Here is a 16282-nt window from a genome sequence, read left to right on the forward strand (position 1 = left end):
AGGAACTAACATGGCTAAGCCTAAGTACAAGCTTTCCGATACCCGTAACATCGGCATCATGGCCCACATCGATGCTGGTAAGACCACCACGACCGAGCGTATTCTTTACTACACCGGTAAGACCCACAAGATCGGTGAGGTCCATGAGGGCGCTGCCACCATGGACTGGATGGTTCAGGAGCAGGAGCGCGGCGTAACCATTACCTCCGCTGCTACCACGTGCTTCTGGAACAAGGACGGTAAGGACTACCGCATCCAGATCATCGACACCCCGGGCCACGTTGACTTCACCGCCGAGGTCGAGCGCTGCCTGCGCGTCCTCGATGGCGCTGTCGCCGTCTTCGACGCCGTTGCCGGCGTTCAGCCCCAGTCTGAGACCGTTTGGCGTCAGGCTTCTACCTTCAACGTCCCCCGCATCGCCTTCATCAACAAGTATGACCGCGTGGGCGCTGACTTCTTCAACGCTATCGAGACCATGAAGGATCGTCTCGACGCTAACGCCGTGGCCGCTCAGGTCCCGATGGGCGCCGAGGACAACTTCTGGGGCGTCATCGACCTGGTCACCATGACTGCATGGGACTTCAAGGCCGACGAGAAGGGTATGACCTACCCCGAGCCGATGGACGAGATCCCGGCTGAGTTTGCCGACATCGCTGCCACCAAGCGCGAGGAGCTCCTCGACGCTGCTGCCAGCTTTGACGACGAGCTCATGGAGAAGATCCTCATGGAGGAGGACTTCACCGTCGAGGAGCTCAAGGCTGCTCTGCGCAAGGGCGTTCTGGCCAACGAGCTCAACCTCGTCTTCGTGGGCTCCGCCTACAAGAACAAGGGCGTCCAGGAGCTGCTCGACGCTGTCGTCGACTACCTGCCCAGCCCGCTCGACGTCGAGGCCGTCACCGGTACCGATCCGGACACCGGCGAGGAGATTCAGCGTCATCCTTCCTTCGACGAGCCCTTCTCCGGCCTGGTCTTCAAGATCATGACCGACCCGTTCGTCGGTAAGCTCACCTACGTCCGCGTTTACTCCGGCCGTGCCGAGTCCGGCTCCTACGTGGTCAACGCTTCCAATGGTCAGCGCGAGCGCCTCGGCCGCATCCTCGAGATGAACGCCGCCGAGCGTATCGACCGTGACGACGCTGCCGCCGGCGACATCGTCGCTTGCGTCGGCTTCAAGAACTCCACCACCGGTGACACCCTGTGCGCCGAGGGCAAGGAGATCGTCCTCGAGAAGATCGAGTTCGCCAAGCCCGTTATCGACGTTGCCATCGAGCCCAAGACCAAGGCCGAGCAGGACAAGATGTCCCTGGCTCTGACCAAGCTCGCCGAGGAGGACCCGACCTTCCAGGTGTCCACCAACCACGAGACCGGCCAGACCATCATCGCCGGCATGGGCGAGCTGCACCTCGAGATCATCGTCGACCGTCTGCTCCGCGAGTTCAAGGTTGACGCTAACGTCGGTAAGCCCCAGGTTGCCTACCGCGAGACCGCTGGTCACGACGTCGAGAAGGCTGAGGGCAAGTTCGTCCGTCAGTCCGGTGGTCGCGGTCAGTATGGCCACGCCGTCATCAAGCTCGAGAAGATGGAGGAGGGCTTCGGCTACGAGTTCGTCAACGCTATCGTCGGCGGCGTCGTGCCCAAGGAGTACATCCCGTCCATCGACAAGGGCATCCAGGAGGCCCTGAACACCGGTGTTATCGCCGGCTTCCCGGTCCTCGACGTTAAGGTCACCCTGTTCGACGGTTCTTACCACGAGGTCGACTCCTCCGAGGCCGCCTTCAAGATCGCCGGTTCCATGGCTATCAAGGACGCTCTCAAGAAGTCCGATCCGCAGCTGCTCGAGCCGATCATGGCTGTCGAGGTCGAGACCCCCGAGCAGTACATGGGCGACGTTATGGGCAACCTCTCCGGTCGCCGCGGCAAGATCGAGGGCATGGAGGATCGCAAGAACAGCAAGCTCATCCGTGCCAAGGTGCCGCTGGGCGAGATGTTCGGTTACGCTACCGACCTTCGCTCCCAGACCCAGGGCCGTGCATCCTACACGATGCAGTTCGACTCTTATGAGCCCGCGCCCAAGTCCATCGTGGACGAGGTCATGAGCAAGAACGCCTAAGTTCGAGCTCCCTGTTACGTAATCCGCGAGAACGTCTCTCGCACTCTTTGGAGGTTTAAGTTGGCTACCCAGAAGATCCGCATTCGCCTCAAGGGCTATGATCACGAGGTCGTCGATCAGTCCGCGAAGCTCATCGTCGAGACCGCTCAGAAGACCGGCGCTCGCGTTTCCGGTCCTGTCCCCCTGCCCACCGAGCGCAACCTGTACACGGTTATCCGCTCGCCGCACGTGAACAAGGACTCCCGTGAGCAGTTCGAGATGCGCACCCACAAGCGCCTCATCGACATCCTCGACCCCACCTCGGGCACCGTTGATTCGCTCATGCGTCTCGACCTTCCCGCTGGCGTCGACATCGACATCAAGCTCTAAGCGATATCGCTCATAGCTTACAGAGCCCCGCTGCCATTACGGTAGCGGGGCTCTTTTGTTCTGAGTGATGGCCTTGGGGGACCTGGTAATGCTGTAGAGCGGGTGGCTGTGGCGCCTTATTTACCCATGGGACGCATCGATGCCTCCTCAAAATGGAAGGATTGCAAGCCGTCTTCCGTTTCGATACACGCGCGACCAAAGGCATCGACCGTTTGAAATATGCCACGCGCCAGCTCGTCACCGGCAGGGGAACGGGCGATAACGTGCTTCCCAATCCAATTGAGATGAGCAACATAATCATCGTGGAAGGGCGCGATCGGACCAGCGTCTTCTCCCATGGCGTTGAGCAGATCTGCCCACGTGTCCACAGCGTTTACGACGGTGTGATAGACCTCCTTGAGCAGCGCATCGACGGTGGGAACATTCTCGTTGAGGTCTGAGAGGCCGATTGCCGGCAGGCCGCCATCGGGAACCTCCGAGGGCACATAGTTCACATTGACGCCAATGCCGCAGACGGCAAAGGGCTTGCCCTCGGTGTCACGAGCCGCCTCGACCAAAATGCCGCCGAGCTTGCGTCCACGCGCGACCAGGTCGTTGGGCCATTTAAGGCGAATCTCGTTTGCAAGACCCTGCCTTTCGAGCGCTTCGAGCACCGCTAGGCCGCTGACGGCGGCAAGACCAGAGTACTTTGCAGGATTAACGCATGGACGTAGGACAATCGAAAGCAATAGGTTGCCGGCGGTTGAATCCCACTTGTGGCCGCGTCGGCCGCGTCCTGCCGTTTGCGCGCGGGCGGCAAGCCCCGTGCCGTGCGGCGCTCCCTGTTTTCCTGCCTCGAGCAGGTCATCGTTGGTCGATCCGGTTACGTCGACTATCGTTAATTGGGCATCTATAGCGGCTGCTACCTCCTTAATGAATAAGTGAATGACGCAATGGTGTCGAGAGATAGACACAATGTGAAGCCTTTGTCGCATTTGGACATTTTAATGTTAACACGTCAACAAAGCGAAGAATGCGCTATCCTCTCTTGGTCGATGTAAACACGTCAACAACTCAAAGGAGGTTAGTGATGGGTTTCACGATTCTTGGAACAGGCTCGGCGCTTCCTAAGCGCAGTGTTTCCAATGACGAGCTGTCCGAGTTCCTCGATACCTCGGATGAGTGGATTTTTACCCGCACAGGCATCAAGAGCCGCCATGTGTGCACCACCGAGTCACTCGACGACCTTGCCGTAGCGGCGAGCGAGCGGGCACTCCTGGTGTCCGGAATCAACGCGAGCCAGCTGGATCTGATCGTCTGCTCGACGACGACGGGTGACCACCTTGTTCCCGCTGAGGCATGTGCCGTCGCTGAGCGACTAGGCGCGACGTGCCCTGCCTTCGATGTCTCGGCGGCCTGTGCCGGCTTCGTATTTGCGCTCGATGTTGCCGAGGGCTATATCGCCCGGGGTCGTGCCAAGCGCGTGCTTATCGTTGCTGCCGAGCAGATGACGCGCGCGCTCGACTGGACCGACCGCGCCACCTGCGTGCTCTTTGGCGATGGGGCAGGCGCCGCGGTGATTGAGGCTGGGGGAGACAGCCCCCTTGCCGTTGAGCTTTCGACGGCGCCCGACGTCGAGACATTGCGCGTTCCCGGTCTGGTCGGCACCTCGCCGTTTAAGGCTTCCGCAGATAGCGAGAGCGTGCTGTCCATGAACGGTCGTCGTGTGTTCAAGTTCGGCGTCAATGCCATCTGCGACACGGTCCATAGGCTTGTGAGCGATGCGGGCATTTCGGTCGAAGACATCAATCATTTTGTATTCCATCAGGCTAACGAACGAATCCTGAGTCAGGCGGTCAAGCGTCTCGGCGTGCCAGACGAGCGCGTGGTTCGAACGCTGCGCGAGACCGGCAACATTTCGAGCGCCTGCATTCCCTTTGCGCTTGACCGGCTGGCACGCACCGACGCACTGAATGCGGGCGACACCATCGCCTTCGTTGGATTTGGCGCCGGCCTGGATATAGGTGGCTATCTGCTTCGTTGGAAGTAGTCGCACATAGGAAATAAAAACGCCCCTAGGGCACAAACAAAGGAGAACTACCATGGCAGATCAGAAGACCTTCGAGCGCGTTTGCGACGTTATCCGCGAGACCGCCGGCCTTGACGATGTCGAGATGAAGTCCGAGTCCACGCTCGAGGAGATTGGCCTCGACAGCCTGGGTACCGTCGAGATTCTCGTTGCCGTCGAGGACGAGTTTGGCATTGAGCTCGATACCGAGGAGAACCCCAAGACGGTCGGCGAGTTCGTCGATACGGTCGAGGCGGCATTGGAGAAGTAGTGATGCTCAAGTCTCCTCTCTGCGATCTACTCGGCATCGAAAAACCCGTGTTCCAGGGTGGCATGGCCTGGATTGCTGACGCCTCGCTGGCATCTGCCGTGTCCGAGGCGGGCGGCTTAGGGATTATCGCGGCCATGAATGCCGACGCAAACTGGCTGCGCGATCAGATTCACGAGCTGCGCGCCAAAACGGATAAGCCATTCGGCGTCAACGTTATGCTCATGAGCCCGTTTGTCGACGAGGTCGCACAAGTGGTGATTGATGAGCGGGTGCCCGTTGTGGTGACCGGCGCCGGCAATCCCACCAAGTACATGAGGACCTGGAGCGATGCGGGCATCAAGGTTATTCCCGTCGTGGCTTCGGTGGCACTGGCACGTCTCGTGGCGCGTCGCGGAGCCACTGCCGTGGTTGCCGAGGGCACCGAATCAGGCGGCCATATTGGCGAGACCTCGACGATGGCGCTTGTCCCGCAGGTTGTCGATGCGGTCGATATTCCCGTGGTTGCGGCTGGCGGTATCGCCGATGGCCGCGGTGTGGCGGCCGCCTTTATGCTCGGCGCTGCCGGCGTCCAGGTGGGTACGCGCTTTCTGGTCGCAGACGAGTGCACCGTATCGGAGCAGTACAAGGAGATGGTCCTGAAGGCCAACGACACCTCGACGCGTGCGACCGGTCGCTCGACGGGACATCCGGTTCGCGCCCTCAAGAGCCCCTTCACCAACGCCTATGCCAAGAACGAGGCGGCGGGCGCAAGCCCCGAGGAGCTCGGGGCCATGGGCACGGGTGCGCTTCGCAAGGCCGCCAAGGACGGTAATTACGAAGAGGGTTCGTATTTGTGCGGGCAGATTGCCGGCATGGTCAACGAGCGCCAGAGCGCTCGCGAAATCGTCGACGATCTGGTCGATGGCGCCGAGCACGTCCTGAAGGGTGCGTCCGCATGGGTAGCGTAGCGTTTCTGTTTGCCGGTCAGGGTGCCCAGCATCCCGCGATGGGCGTCGACCTCATCGAAGCATCGCCGGCGGCTGCCGAGGTGTTTGCCATTGCCGACGAGGTGCGCCCGGGGACCAGCGAGCAGTGCCGGAGCGCCTCGAAAGAGGAGCTCTCGCAGACCGAGAACACGCAACCGTGCGTGTTCGTTCACGACCTGGCAGCGGCTGCCGCCCTGCGTGAGCGCGGCGTGGTACCTGCCGCCTGTGCGGGTTTTTCGCTGGGCGAGGTCGCCGCGCTCACCTTTGCGGGGGCATTCGATACGCGAGCGGGTTTTGAGCTCGTGTGTGAGCGCGCGGCATTGATGGCCACGGCGGCCGAGCGTCACCCCGGCGGCATGCGCGCCGTCATCAAACTCGATGCGGCGCAAGTCGAGAACCTGGCAAAACAGGCCGGCGAGAACTGCTGGCCGGTCAACTACAACAGTCCGCAGCAGACGGTTGTTGCCGGAGCGCCTGAGGCGCTGCAGGCCCTCGACGTCCTGGTAAAAGAGGCTGGCGGTCGCGCCATGAAGGTCGCGGTGTCGGGTGCATTCCATAGCCCCTATATGGCCGAGGCGACTGAGGGGCTGGCGACGTATATCCAAGCCGGCCACGCGCTGTCTCCGCTGCTGATTCCGGTCATGGCAAACATGACGGCGGCGCCCTATCCGGCGGACCCGCGAGCGGCATCGGATGTCTTGGCCAACCAGGTGAGCCATGCCGTTCGCTGGGTCGACACGCTGCATGCTCTGCAAGATCAGGGCATCGACACGTTTATTGAGGTCGGCCCTGGTAAAACGCTGTCGGGCCTGGTCAAGCGTACGCTGAGCGACGTTCGCGTGTATTCGTGCGAAACGGCCGAGCAGGTCGCAGCTATTGCCGACGAGCTCGCATAGTCCACAGGGCTGTAACCCGAAAGGAATGACATGGGCAACTTGAACAACGGCACGCTCGAGCGCAACGACTCACGTCGCGTGGCACTGGTCACGGGCGGCTCGCGTGGTATCGGCCGCGCTTGTGCCGTGGGCCTGGCGGAGGATGGCTACGATATCGCCGTCGTCTATGCCGGCAGCGTCGATGCGGCGCGCGAGACATGCGAAGCCTGTGAGGCGGCTGGCGCCACGGCGCGCGCATATCAATGTGACGTGGCCAACCCCGATGCCGTCAACGCGTGCGTGGAGACGGTCCTCAACGACTTTGGCTCCATTTGGGCGCTTGTCAACAACGCCGGCATCACCCGCGATGGCCTGCTCATGCGTATGGGCGATGACGCCTTCGATCGCGTGCTCGATGTCAATCTCAAGGGCACGTTCAACACGACGCGTGCGCTCACCAAGACCTTTATGCGCCAGCGCGGCGGTTGCGTCATCAACATGAGCTCGGTCGTGGGCCTGATGGGCAATGCCGGGCAGGCCAACTACGCTGCCTCCAAGGCGGGTGTGATAGGGCTTACCAAAGCGGTCGCGCGCGAGCTTGCGCCCCGCGGCGTGAGGGTTAACGCGGTCGCCCCCGGGTTTGTCGAGACGGACATGACGGCAAAGCTCTCGGAGAAGGTGCGTGCGGCAACCGAGGAGCAGATTCCCCTTAAGCGCATGGCGCGCCCCGAGGAAGTGGCCGGCGTGGTGCGCTTTTTGGCGAGTGATGCGGCTGCCTACATTACGGGCGAGGTCGTACGCATTGACGGTGGAATGGCGATGTAGAAACCAGGGCCGAAGAACGGCTTGAATGAGGAGACCAAGATGGAACAGAGAGTTGCAATCACCGGCATCGGTGCCGTATCGCCGCTCGGCAACACCGCGCTTGCCACCTGGGCGGCCATGTGCGCCGGGACCTGTGGCATCGGCCCGATTACGCACTTCGATACGGATGCGTTTGCCGTCAAGGTGGCGGCCGAGGTCAAGGGCTTTGACGGCAACGACTACTTTGGCAAGCACGACGCCAAGCACCTGGACCCCTGCGTTCAGTTTGCACTGGCGGCGTCGGACGAGGCCATGCACGATGCGGGCTTTGATGTCGAAGGCGCCATCGATCGCGAGCGCCTGGGCGTTTACGTGGGGTCGGGCGTGGGCGGCATGCAGACGCTCGTCGACAACGTCCATACGATTGCCGACCGTGGGCCCCGCCGTGCATCGCCTTACATGATTGCGATGATGATCCCCAACATGGCATCGGGTAATATCGCGATTCGCCACAAGGCAAAGGGGCCGACCCTGCCCGTGGTGACCGCGTGCGCGACCTCGGCCCATGCGGTGGGCGAGGCGTTCCGCGCCATCAAGCACGGCTATGCCGACGCGATCCTCGCGGGTGGCGCCGAGGCGGCCATTATCCCCGATGCCGTTGCGGGCTTTACGTCCTGCCGCGCATTGACCACCAACCCCGATCCTGCGACGGCTTGCCGCCCGTTCGATGCAGACCGCGACGGCTTTGTGATGGGCGAGGGCGCCTGCGTGCTCGTGCTCGAGGGTATGGAGCACGCACAGGCCCGCGGTGCGCACATTTATGCCGAGGTCGTGGGCTATGGCAACACCGATGATGCCTATCACATTACGAGCCCCGACCCCGATGCCGCCGGCATTGCCCGTGCGATATCGCTGGCGGTGGCCGAGGGCGACGTCAAGCCTTCCGAGGGCCTCTACATCAACGCCCACGGTACCTCGACCAAGCTCAACGATTCGTCTGAGACAGCGGGTATTAAGCGGGCGCTCGGCGAGGATGCGGCGCGCGCCGCACACGTCTCGTCGACCAAGTCGATGACCGGCCATATGATCGGCGCTACGGGTGCCATCGAGGTCATGGCCTGCGCCATGGCGCTCGAGCAGGGCGTGGTACCCCCGACCATTAACTACCACACGTCCGATCCCGCCTGCGATCTTGATTACACGCCTAATCGCGCGGTTCGCGCCGACCTTACCTGGGCGCTTTCGACCAACCTGGGCTTTGGCGGGCACAACGCCGCCATCGCGCTGCGTAGATATGCAAGGAGCTAGAGCATGGATTCCAAAAGACTTGCCGAGATAGCCGATGTGATGGAGGACCGCGGCCTCACACGCGTGCGTGTTGAGGAGCCCGATGGCACCGCGGTCGAACTCGAGCGTGCGAGCGCCGCACAGCCGGTTGCCGTGCCCATGCCCATGCCGGGTGCCGTGACCGCTCCGGCGGTGGCTCCTGTCGCCATGCCTGCCGCCGCACCGGAACCCGCCGCGCAGACACCTGCCGCCGCGCCGGAGCCCAAGGGCACCGAGGTGACCGCTCCCATGGTCGGCGTGTTCTATGCCGCCCCGGCGCCGGGCGAAGAGCCGTTTGTGCACGTGGGCTCTAAGGTCAAGGCCGGCGAGACCCTCTGCATCATCGAGGCCATGAAGGTTCTCAACGAGGTGACGGCCGAGGCAGACGGTGAGGTGCTCGAGATCTGCGTGGCCGACGGCGACCTCGTGGAGTTTGGCAGCTGCCTCATGAGGATCGGATAGGTGATATCCATGAACAAAGAAGAGCTCAAGAGGCTGTTGCCGCATCGCGAGCCGATGCTTTTGCTCGACGAAGCCGAGCTGGTGGGCGACGAGGCCCACGGCAAGATCACGATTACGGGCGACGAGTACTTTTTGCAGGGGCATTTTCCGGGAAACCCGGTGGTCCCCGGCGTGATTCAGTGCGAGATGCTCGCCCAAAACTGCTGCGTGCTGCTGATGGGCGATGAGGAAGCGCGCGGTGCGACACCGTTCTATACGAGCCTGGACAAGGTGCGCTTTAAGCGTCCGGTGCGCCCGGGCGACACGGTGGATCTGGTGTGCTCCATCACACGTGCGCGCGGGCCGTTCCGCTTTGCGACGGGCACCGCGAGCGTCAACGGCGAGGTGTGTTGCCGCGCCGATATGTCTTTTGCACTCGTGCACGAAAGTTAAGGAAGGCTTCATGTTCGACAAAGTGCTCATCGCCAACCGCGGCGAAGTCGCGGTCCGTGTTATCCGCGCGTGCCGCGATATGGGCATCAAGACCGTCGCCGTTTATTCCACGGCCGATGCGGACGCGCTGCACGTGCAGCTTGCCGACGAGGCGTATTGCATCGGCGGCCCGCGTCTTGCCGAGAGCTACCTCAACGACGATGCCGTGCTCACCTGTGCCGTGAAGTCGGGAGCTAAGGCAATTCATCCCGGCTATGGCTTTTTCTCCGAGAAGGCGAGCTTCGTGCGCGACTGCGACAAGTACGGTCTGGCGTTTGTTGGTCCCTCGGCCGAGGTCATCGACAGCATGGGCGACAAGGACGCCGCACGCCGAACGGCTGCCGCGGCGGGCGTGCCCATCGTTCCGGGCTGCGATTTGCTCAAAAGCCCCGAGGAGGCGACGGCCGAGGCTGAGCGCATCGGCTGCCCCGTGCTCATCAAGGCGCGCGCAGGCGGTGGCGGCCGCGGCATTCGCAAGGTCGAGCGCGTGGAAGACGCGGCAAAGGCCTTTATTGAAGCACGTGCCGAGGGCGAGGCCGTTTTTGGCGACGGCGAGTGCTACATGGAGAAGTTCGTCGCGCCGGCGCATCACGTTGAGGTGCAGATTATGGCCGATAAGCAGGGCCATGTGTTTTCGCTCGGCGAGCGCGAGTGCTCGGTGCAGCGCCGCAACCAAAAGCTGATTGAGGAGAGCCCCGCGCCGTGCCTCGACGGACGCGATGATATTCGCGCGCGCATGCACAAGGCCGCGCGCGACCTGGCTCGTGCCGTTGGCTATGAGGGCGCTGGCACCATCGAGTTCCTGTATTCGGACGACGGCAATTTCTACTTTATGGAAATGAACACGCGCTTGCAGGTGGAGCATCCGGTTACGGAGTTTGTGACCGATACCGACTTGGTCAAGTGGCAGCTGCGCGTGGCAGCCGGCCAGCCTCTGCCCTTTGAGCAGGAGGATATGCCGGTCCGCAACCACGCCATGGAGTGCCGCATCAATGCCGAAACGCCGGACTTTCTGCCGTCATGCGGAACGGTCACCGCGTTGCGTGTGCCGGGTGGTCCGCGCGTGCGCTGGGATTCCGCCATGTTTACCGGTGCGAACGTTCCGCCGTACTACGACTCCATGCTTGGCAAGCTCATCGTGTGTGCGCCCACGCGTGACGGCGCCATTCGCAAGATGCGCTCGGCCCTGGGCGAGCTCGTGATTGAGGGCGTGAGCGAAAACAGCGAGCTTCAGCTCGACGTGCTGGCAAACGACGAGTTCTTGTCGGGCATGTATCACACCGATCTGATGGGGCATCTCTATGCTGATGAATAGAAAAGCGAAGACGGTCAACGTCCTCGAGGGACCGATGACCGAGTCGTGCGCCGAGTTTCCCGCGCGCCACGTGTTTATCAAGTGCCCGGAGTGCCGCCGCGTGATCGATGAGGCACGCCTACACGACAACCTCGAGGTCTGCCCTCGTTGCGGCAAACACTTTCGCGTGAGCGGTCGCGCGCGCATGCGCATGACGGTCGACGAGGGCACGTTTGAGGAATGGGATGCCAATCTGGCGTCGGAGGACTTCCTCTCGTTTCCCGGCTATGCCGACAAGCTCAAGAGCGTGAGCGAGCGTTCGGGCGAGCGCGATGCCGTTGTGTGCGGCAGGGGCAAAATCTGCGGTTGCGATACCGCGCTCTTCTTTATGGACGCCAACTTTATGATGGGCTCGATGGGCTCCGTGGTGGGCGAGAAGATCTGTCGCACATTTGAGCGTGCGACCGAGCTGGGATTGCCGGTTGTCGGCTTTACCGTTTCGGGCGGTGCGCGCATGCAGGAGGGCGTGACCTCGCTTATGCAGATGGCCAAGATTTCTGCGGCGGTTAGGCGCCACAGCGAGGCGGGCGGCCTGTATATCACGGTGCTCACCGACCCCACGACCGGAGGCGTAACCGCGAGCTTTGCCATGGAGGGCGACATTATCCTGGCCGAGCCCGATGCCCTGACGGCATTTGCCGGCCCGCGCGTGATCGAGCAGAACATGCACAAGCGCCTGCCCAAGGGATTCCAGCGCTCCGAGTTTTTGCTGGAGCACGGCTTTTGCGATGCCGTTGTTCCGCGTGGCGAGATTGCGCTCACGGTAGGCGAGCTGCTGGCGCTGCACGAAGGGCACGCGCCCGGCCTGGGGGCACCGCATGAGATCGTGCATACGGGTCGCCGCGGCAAAAAGCTGGGATACTTGTTCAAGCGCTCGGCCGCACCAAAAACCGCGCTCGAGATTGTCAAGCAGACCCGCTCGGCAGATCGCGCCACGGCGGGCGAGATGATCTCGCTGGGCCTGGATGGATTTGTGGAGCTGCACGGCGACCGCTACTTTGGCGACGACGCCGCTGTGGTGGCTGGCATTGGCTGGAAAGACGGACGCCCCGTAACGGTCATCGCCATCGAGCGCGGCACCACGACCAAAGAGCGCATGCGTCGCAACTTTGGTATGGCACATCCCGAGGGCTACCGCAAAGCGCGTCGCCTGATGCGCCAGGCCGAAAAGTTTGGTCGACCGGTTCTGTGCCTGGTCGATACTTCGGGCGCGTTTTGCGGCATCGGTGCCGAGGAACGCGGCCAGGGTGAGGCGATTGCCCAGAACCTCATGGAGATGAGCGGCCTTAAGACGCCGATTGTCTCGGTGGTGACAGGCGAGGGCGGCTCTGGTGGCGCGCTGGCGCTGTCCGTGGCCGACCGCATCCTGATGCTCTCGGGCTCGGCCTATTCGGTCGTGAGCCCCGAGGCCTGTGCGTCGATCCTGTGGAAGGATACCGAGCGCGCGAATGAGGCCGCCGAGGCGCTTAAGCTCACGGCCCCCGATCTGCTGGCGCTCGGCATCATCGACGGCATTGTTGACGATAAAGGCCTGTCGCATGAGGAGATCGCCGGTGCCGTCATGTCCTCGGCATTTGATGCCTTCGATGCGCTTGGGCAGCTCGACGACGCGACCCTCACAAACCTCCGCTACGAAAAGTACCGCGCAATCGGTCGATACCGCACGATGTAACAAAGGGACAGCCCGCATGTCATATTGGGAAAGGCATTCCATGCTACAAGTTTCTAACACCTCGTTTACAACGTCGGTTTCATCAAACGCCATGGCCGTGGTGGACTATCTGTCCAAAAGCATGATGTCGGCGCTGCCGTTTATTGTCTGCGCGGCGTTGTTCCGCACCGTCGCTGTCATTATGGGCGAAGGCATGCTGGGCCTGTGGTCTGCCGATTCCGATATCTATCGCCTGTTCTACAGTTGGCTCTATAACGCCGGCTACTACTTTTTGCCCATTTATCTTGGTTGGGCGGCCGCCCGCCAGCTCGGTTGCTCGGAGCAGCTGGGCATGATGCTGGGCGGCGTATTGATTGCACCCGATTTACTCAAGCTTGTCGATGCCGCATCGACGACGGGGGCATCGATGACTTCCGTGTATGGTCTGCTTCCCGCGCCGGTCAACGATTACACGACGACTGTTATTCCGGTTCTCATCTCGGTGCCCGTGCTATGGCGAGTGGAGTGTTTCTTTAAGCGCGTTATCCCTAAGGCCGTGGCGTTTTCGTTCGTTCCGTTTGCGACCATGCTTGTCATGGTTCCGGTTTCGCTGTGTATTACGGCGCCGGCGGGCAGCTATCTGGGCATGCTGTTGGGCCAGCTTATGTTTATGCTTGGCAATTCCGGTGGCATCGTGTCGCTGCTCACGCTCATGGGGCTTGCTGCGGGCTGGGAGTTCCTAAAGATCGCCGGCGTCAGCAACGTTGTCCTATCGCTCGCCTATGCGCAGTTTATGAGTGTGGGAACGGATTCGTGCATCCTGATCGCCGCGACGATGGCAACGTTCGCCGTTTGGGGCATGCCCTTTGGCGCGTCGCTTCGCGTTGCGGATAAGGACGAGAAGGCGCTCATGCTGGGCTATTCAATCTCGGGTGTTCTTGGCGGCGTAAGCGAGCCGGCGCTGTACGGTTGCGGCTTTAAATATGGCAGGTGCCTGACGTGCATGGCCATTGGCGGCGCCGTCGGAGGCCTTGTTGCGGCCGTGGGCCACGTTACGGCCTATACCATCGGCATGACGAATGTCCTTATGGTCATTGGCTTTGCCACGGGCGGCATCTCGAACCTGCTGTGGTGCTGCGCTGCCGGCGGTGTGGCATTTGCGGTGTCTGCGGCGCTGAGCTACTGCTTTGGCGCGGTGCCGGCGAAGGGACAGACGACGGGGGACGGAGCCGATTCACCCGAAACCTCGAAGAGCGTGGCCGAAGTAAGCGCGTAAACCTGTGCGACACAAGGACGATTCCTTTGCCATATTCCAAGGCCGTGGCCCGTGTGGGTTGCGGCCTTTTTTGTATCTGGGGGACAAAGTGGCTACACTACAATCCGTTTGAGCAATAGATATATAGGCAGTACCGTGGGGGCGGATGTAGATGGTCGAGTGGATTGTTAAGCGTGCGCAGGGCGACCGTGCGCGCGTGGGCACGTTGACGGGCGTGGTGTGTATTCTCGCCAATGTGGCACTATGCGCTGCGAAGGGCGTAATTGGCGTGCTGTCGGGATCGGTTTCGATTGTGGCGGATGCCATGAACAACCTGTCCGATGCAAGCTCGAATATCGTGAGCGTGCTGGGCTTTAAGCTGGCGAGCAAGCCGGCCGACCCCGAGCATCCTTACGGCCACGGTCGCTACGAGTATCTCTCGGGTTTGGTCGTGGCGGCGCTCGTGCTGCTTATTGGCATCGAACTGGTGAAGTCCTCGGTGGAGCGTATTGTCAACCCGGAGCCTGTCGAGTTCTCGCTTGCCCTGGTGGCGGTCCTGGCACTTTCGATGGTTGTAAAGCTGTGGATGGCGGCCCTCAACCAAAAGCTCGGCGATCGCATTGAGTCCGAGACGCTGCATGCGACCGCGCAGGATTCCAAGAACGATGTCCTTGCCACAGGCGCCGTGTTGGCGTGCGCAATTGTTTCGCAGGTGACGCACATCAATCTTGACGCATGGGTCGGCCTTGCCGTTGGCGCCTATATTGGCTGGAGCGGTTTTGAGCTCATCCAGGATACGGTGAGCCCGCTTTTGGGCCAGTCGCCCGATCCTAAGCTGGTCAAGCACATTCGAGACAAGATCATGAGCTATCCCGGCGTTTTGGGCGTTCACGATTTGATGGTTCACGACTACGGCCCGGGCAGGAAGTTTGCAAGTGCGCATGCCGAGATGGCGGCCGAGGACAGCCCGTTGGAAAGTCACGACACGCTCGATAACATCGAGCAGTCGTTTAGGGACGAAGACGGCATGATCGTTACGCTTCACTACGATCCCATCGTGACCGATGACCCCAAGCTGGCGAGCATGCGCTTGCGCATTCACGCCATGGCCCAGGAGATCGATAGCCGCCTCTCGATTCATGACCTGCGCTGCGTGCCGGGTCCTACGCACACCAACGTGATCTTTGACTGCGTGCGTCCCTCGGATCTGCAGATGAGTGCCGAAGACGTAAAGCACGCGCTGACACAACGGGTCGAATCGGAATATCCCAAGTCGATTGCCAAGATTACGATCGACGAAGACTACGTAGGGCATACCCACGAGTAAGGCTATGCCGGCAAAGCAGGTTATGCAGAAGGGGAGAGCATGAAGAAGCTGTATCTACTCCGCCACGGTCAGACGGAGTTCAACGTCAAAAAGCTGGTCCAGGGCCGCTGCGATTCACCGCTCACCGACTTAGGCCGTCAGCAAGCCGGGATGGCAGCCGCATGGCTCAAAGCCCACGGCGTCGTCCCCGACAAAGTGGTCTCATCACCCTTAGGCCGAGCCATGGACACGGCAAGTCTCGTCGCATGCGAGCTCCTCGGCCCGGACGCAGCAGCCGAGCCCTGCGAAGGCATTATCGAGCGCTGCTACGGCTCCTTCGAAGAAGGCCCGCACGGCGCGCTGCCCACCGACGTCTGGGATCCGGGCGAGGACCTGGTCCCCTTCGGAGGAGAAGGAAGCCAGGCGCTGCAAGAACGTATGGTGGATGCGCTTACCAATATCATGGGCTCCGGGGGCATCGAAACCCTTCTAGCAGTAAGCCACGGCAGCGCCAGCCGCCAATTTATCAAGGCCGCAGCCCCAGAGGACTTCGAGCTCCCAACAAAACTCCCCAACTGCGCCATCATGATCTTCGATTTCGATGAGGCAAAGCCACAAGCAGAAGGCGAACCGTCCCAATGCAAGTTCACCCTCCAGCAAATAGTGGACCCCCAACAAAGTCATTAGCCTGAGCGAGCAAGGTTTAGCAGACATCAACGTGGCGTTCCCAGTGTGCGGCGGAGGGGGCGGGCCTGAGACATATTAAGGTTGTCGCGAGTTCCGCACGAACAGGAGAGCACTTAATGTGCTCTCCGTCGTGAGCAGGACTGTAGAGCAGCAACCTTAATATGTCTCAGGCCCGCCCCCTCCGCCGCACACTGGGAACGTGCCACGCACTTTACCTGCGTAAACAATGTGAGTGAAATATGAATCTCGATGGATACGCCCGCAGCCGTGTATACTAAACAGCTGTGTGTAACCAGGGGAGTATTCTGGCTGGACAAAATGCCTGCTTA

At 61.5% G+C, this 16282-nt stretch carries 16 protein-coding genes; 15 read left to right on the top strand and 1 reads right to left on the bottom strand.

Translation table 11 applies throughout. From position 1 onward, the window contains the following. The first annotated feature begins 10 nt into the window (after nucleotides 1-10). Nucleotides 11-2110, top strand: a complete 2100-nt coding sequence (gene fusA, locus KTF55_RS08295; RefSeq protein WP_022094183.1) for an elongation factor G — start codon at nucleotides 11-13, stop codon at nucleotides 2108-2110. A gap of 60 nt (nucleotides 2111-2170) precedes the next feature. Further along, nucleotides 2171-2479, top strand: a complete 309-nt coding sequence (gene rpsJ / locus KTF55_RS08300; RefSeq protein WP_022094184.1) for a 30S ribosomal protein S10 — start codon at nucleotides 2171-2173, stop codon at nucleotides 2477-2479. Between the two features lie 116 nt (nucleotides 2480-2595). Here the strand turns inward: rpsJ and KTF55_RS08305 are convergent, their stop codons facing one another. Then, nucleotides 2596-3432 carry a biotin--[acetyl-CoA-carboxylase] ligase gene (locus tag KTF55_RS08305; protein WP_217108305.1) on the bottom strand — a complete coding sequence of 279 codons (837 nt, stop codon included), beginning with the start codon at nucleotides 3430-3432 and terminating at the stop codon, nucleotides 2596-2598. 116 nt (nucleotides 3433-3548) lie between these two features. Between KTF55_RS08305 and KTF55_RS08310 the strand changes: the two genes are divergently transcribed. From KTF55_RS08310 to KTF55_RS08370, 13 genes are all read left to right on the top strand, one after another. After that, nucleotides 3549-4508: a 3-oxoacyl-ACP synthase III family protein gene (locus KTF55_RS08310; protein WP_217108306.1), complete on the top strand. Its 960-nt coding sequence runs from the start codon at nucleotides 3549-3551 to the stop codon at nucleotides 4506-4508. Nucleotides 4509-4560: 52 nt separating this feature from the next. Continuing rightward, nucleotides 4561-4797 carry an acyl carrier protein gene (locus KTF55_RS08315; RefSeq protein WP_217108307.1) on the top strand — a complete coding sequence of 79 codons (237 nt, stop codon included), beginning with the start codon at nucleotides 4561-4563 and terminating at the stop codon, nucleotides 4795-4797. A gap of 2 nt (nucleotides 4798-4799) precedes the next feature. Continuing rightward, nucleotides 4800-5744: an enoyl-[acyl-carrier-protein] reductase FabK gene (gene fabK / locus KTF55_RS08320; RefSeq protein WP_217108308.1), complete on the top strand. Its 945-nt coding sequence runs from the start codon at nucleotides 4800-4802 to the stop codon at nucleotides 5742-5744. Beyond that, the gene (locus KTF55_RS08325; protein WP_217108309.1) at nucleotides 5732-6658 is read left to right on the top strand and encodes an ACP S-malonyltransferase; all 927 of its coding nucleotides are present in this window, start codon (nucleotides 5732-5734) and stop codon (nucleotides 6656-6658) included. Before fabK ends, KTF55_RS08325 begins: the two co-directional genes overlap by 13 nt. Before the next feature lie 30 nt (nucleotides 6659-6688). Next, the gene (gene fabG / locus KTF55_RS08330; RefSeq protein ID WP_217108310.1) at nucleotides 6689-7462 is read left to right on the top strand and encodes a 3-oxoacyl-[acyl-carrier-protein] reductase; all 774 of its coding nucleotides are present in this window, start codon (nucleotides 6689-6691) and stop codon (nucleotides 7460-7462) included. 39 nt (nucleotides 7463-7501) lie between these two features. Beyond that, nucleotides 7502-8749 (top strand): beta-ketoacyl-ACP synthase II, encoded by a 1248-nt coding sequence (gene fabF / locus KTF55_RS08335; protein WP_217108311.1) that lies wholly within the window; start codon nucleotides 7502-7504, stop codon nucleotides 8747-8749. Between the two features lie 3 nt (nucleotides 8750-8752). Continuing rightward, nucleotides 8753-9229: an acetyl-CoA carboxylase biotin carboxyl carrier protein gene (gene accB, locus KTF55_RS08340; protein WP_217108312.1), complete on the top strand. Its 477-nt coding sequence runs from the start codon at nucleotides 8753-8755 to the stop codon at nucleotides 9227-9229. Between the two features lie 9 nt (nucleotides 9230-9238). After that, on the top strand, nucleotides 9239-9661 hold the full coding sequence (gene fabZ, locus KTF55_RS08345) for a 3-hydroxyacyl-ACP dehydratase FabZ (RefSeq protein WP_118334718.1): 423 nt from the start codon (nucleotides 9239-9241) through the stop codon (nucleotides 9659-9661). Nucleotides 9662-9671: 10 nt separating this feature from the next. Next, nucleotides 9672-11015 (top strand): acetyl/propionyl/methylcrotonyl-CoA carboxylase subunit alpha, encoded by a 1344-nt coding sequence (locus KTF55_RS08350; protein ID WP_055250229.1) that lies wholly within the window; start codon nucleotides 9672-9674, stop codon nucleotides 11013-11015. Continuing rightward, complete coding sequence (accD, locus tag KTF55_RS08355) at nucleotides 11002-12726, top strand: acetyl-CoA carboxylase, carboxyltransferase subunit beta (protein ID WP_226790690.1); 1725 nt, start codon at nucleotides 11002-11004, stop codon at nucleotides 12724-12726. Before KTF55_RS08350 ends, accD begins: the two co-directional genes overlap by 14 nt. 40 nt (nucleotides 12727-12766) lie before the next feature. Then, a complete protein-coding gene (locus KTF55_RS08360; RefSeq protein WP_217108313.1) occupies nucleotides 12767-13981 on the top strand; it encodes a PTS transporter subunit EIIC in 1215 nt (404 codons plus the stop codon). A 151-nt stretch (nucleotides 13982-14132) separates the two neighbouring features. After that, a complete protein-coding gene (locus tag KTF55_RS08365; RefSeq protein WP_148331879.1) occupies nucleotides 14133-15287 on the top strand; it encodes a cation diffusion facilitator family transporter in 1155 nt (384 codons plus the stop codon). Between the two features lie 39 nt (nucleotides 15288-15326). Next, the gene (locus tag KTF55_RS08370; RefSeq protein ID WP_217108314.1) at nucleotides 15327-15953 is read left to right on the top strand and encodes a histidine phosphatase family protein; all 627 of its coding nucleotides are present in this window, start codon (nucleotides 15327-15329) and stop codon (nucleotides 15951-15953) included. Nucleotides 15954-16282: the final 329 nt, after the last annotated feature.

The sequence above is a fragment of the Collinsella sp. MSK.8.10 genome (genome assembly GCF_019041915.1).
Classification (GTDB): domain Bacteria; phylum Actinomycetota; class Coriobacteriia; order Coriobacteriales; family Coriobacteriaceae; genus Collinsella.

Coding starts and splice junctions, on each gene's coding strand:
- KTF55_RS08360 (WP_217108313.1), top strand. CDS start 12,767: ATGCTACAAGTTTCTAACACCTCGTTTACAACGTCGGTTTCATCAAAC.
- KTF55_RS08365 (WP_148331879.1), top strand. CDS start 14,133: ATGGTCGAGTGGATTGTTAAGCGTGCGCAGGGCGACCGTGCGCGCGTG.
- KTF55_RS08310 (WP_217108306.1), top strand. CDS start 3,549: ATGGGTTTCACGATTCTTGGAACAGGCTCGGCGCTTCCTAAGCGCAGT.
- fabG (WP_217108310.1), top strand. CDS start 6,689: ATGGGCAACTTGAACAACGGCACGCTCGAGCGCAACGACTCACGTCGC.
- KTF55_RS08350 (WP_055250229.1), top strand. CDS start 9,672: ATGTTCGACAAAGTGCTCATCGCCAACCGCGGCGAAGTCGCGGTCCGT.
- fabK (WP_217108308.1), top strand. CDS start 4,800: ATGCTCAAGTCTCCTCTCTGCGATCTACTCGGCATCGAAAAACCCGTG.
- KTF55_RS08370 (WP_217108314.1), top strand. CDS start 15,327: ATGAAGAAGCTGTATCTACTCCGCCACGGTCAGACGGAGTTCAACGTC.
- fabF (WP_217108311.1), top strand. CDS start 7,502: ATGGAACAGAGAGTTGCAATCACCGGCATCGGTGCCGTATCGCCGCTC.
- fabZ (WP_118334718.1), top strand. CDS start 9,239: ATGAACAAAGAAGAGCTCAAGAGGCTGTTGCCGCATCGCGAGCCGATG.
- KTF55_RS08325 (WP_217108309.1), top strand. CDS start 5,732: ATGGGTAGCGTAGCGTTTCTGTTTGCCGGTCAGGGTGCCCAGCATCCC.
- accB (WP_217108312.1), top strand. CDS start 8,753: ATGGATTCCAAAAGACTTGCCGAGATAGCCGATGTGATGGAGGACCGC.
- KTF55_RS08315 (WP_217108307.1), top strand. CDS start 4,561: ATGGCAGATCAGAAGACCTTCGAGCGCGTTTGCGACGTTATCCGCGAG.
- accD (WP_226790690.1), top strand. CDS start 11,002: ATGCTGATGAATAGAAAAGCGAAGACGGTCAACGTCCTCGAGGGACCG.
- fusA (WP_022094183.1), top strand. CDS start 11: ATGGCTAAGCCTAAGTACAAGCTTTCCGATACCCGTAACATCGGCATC.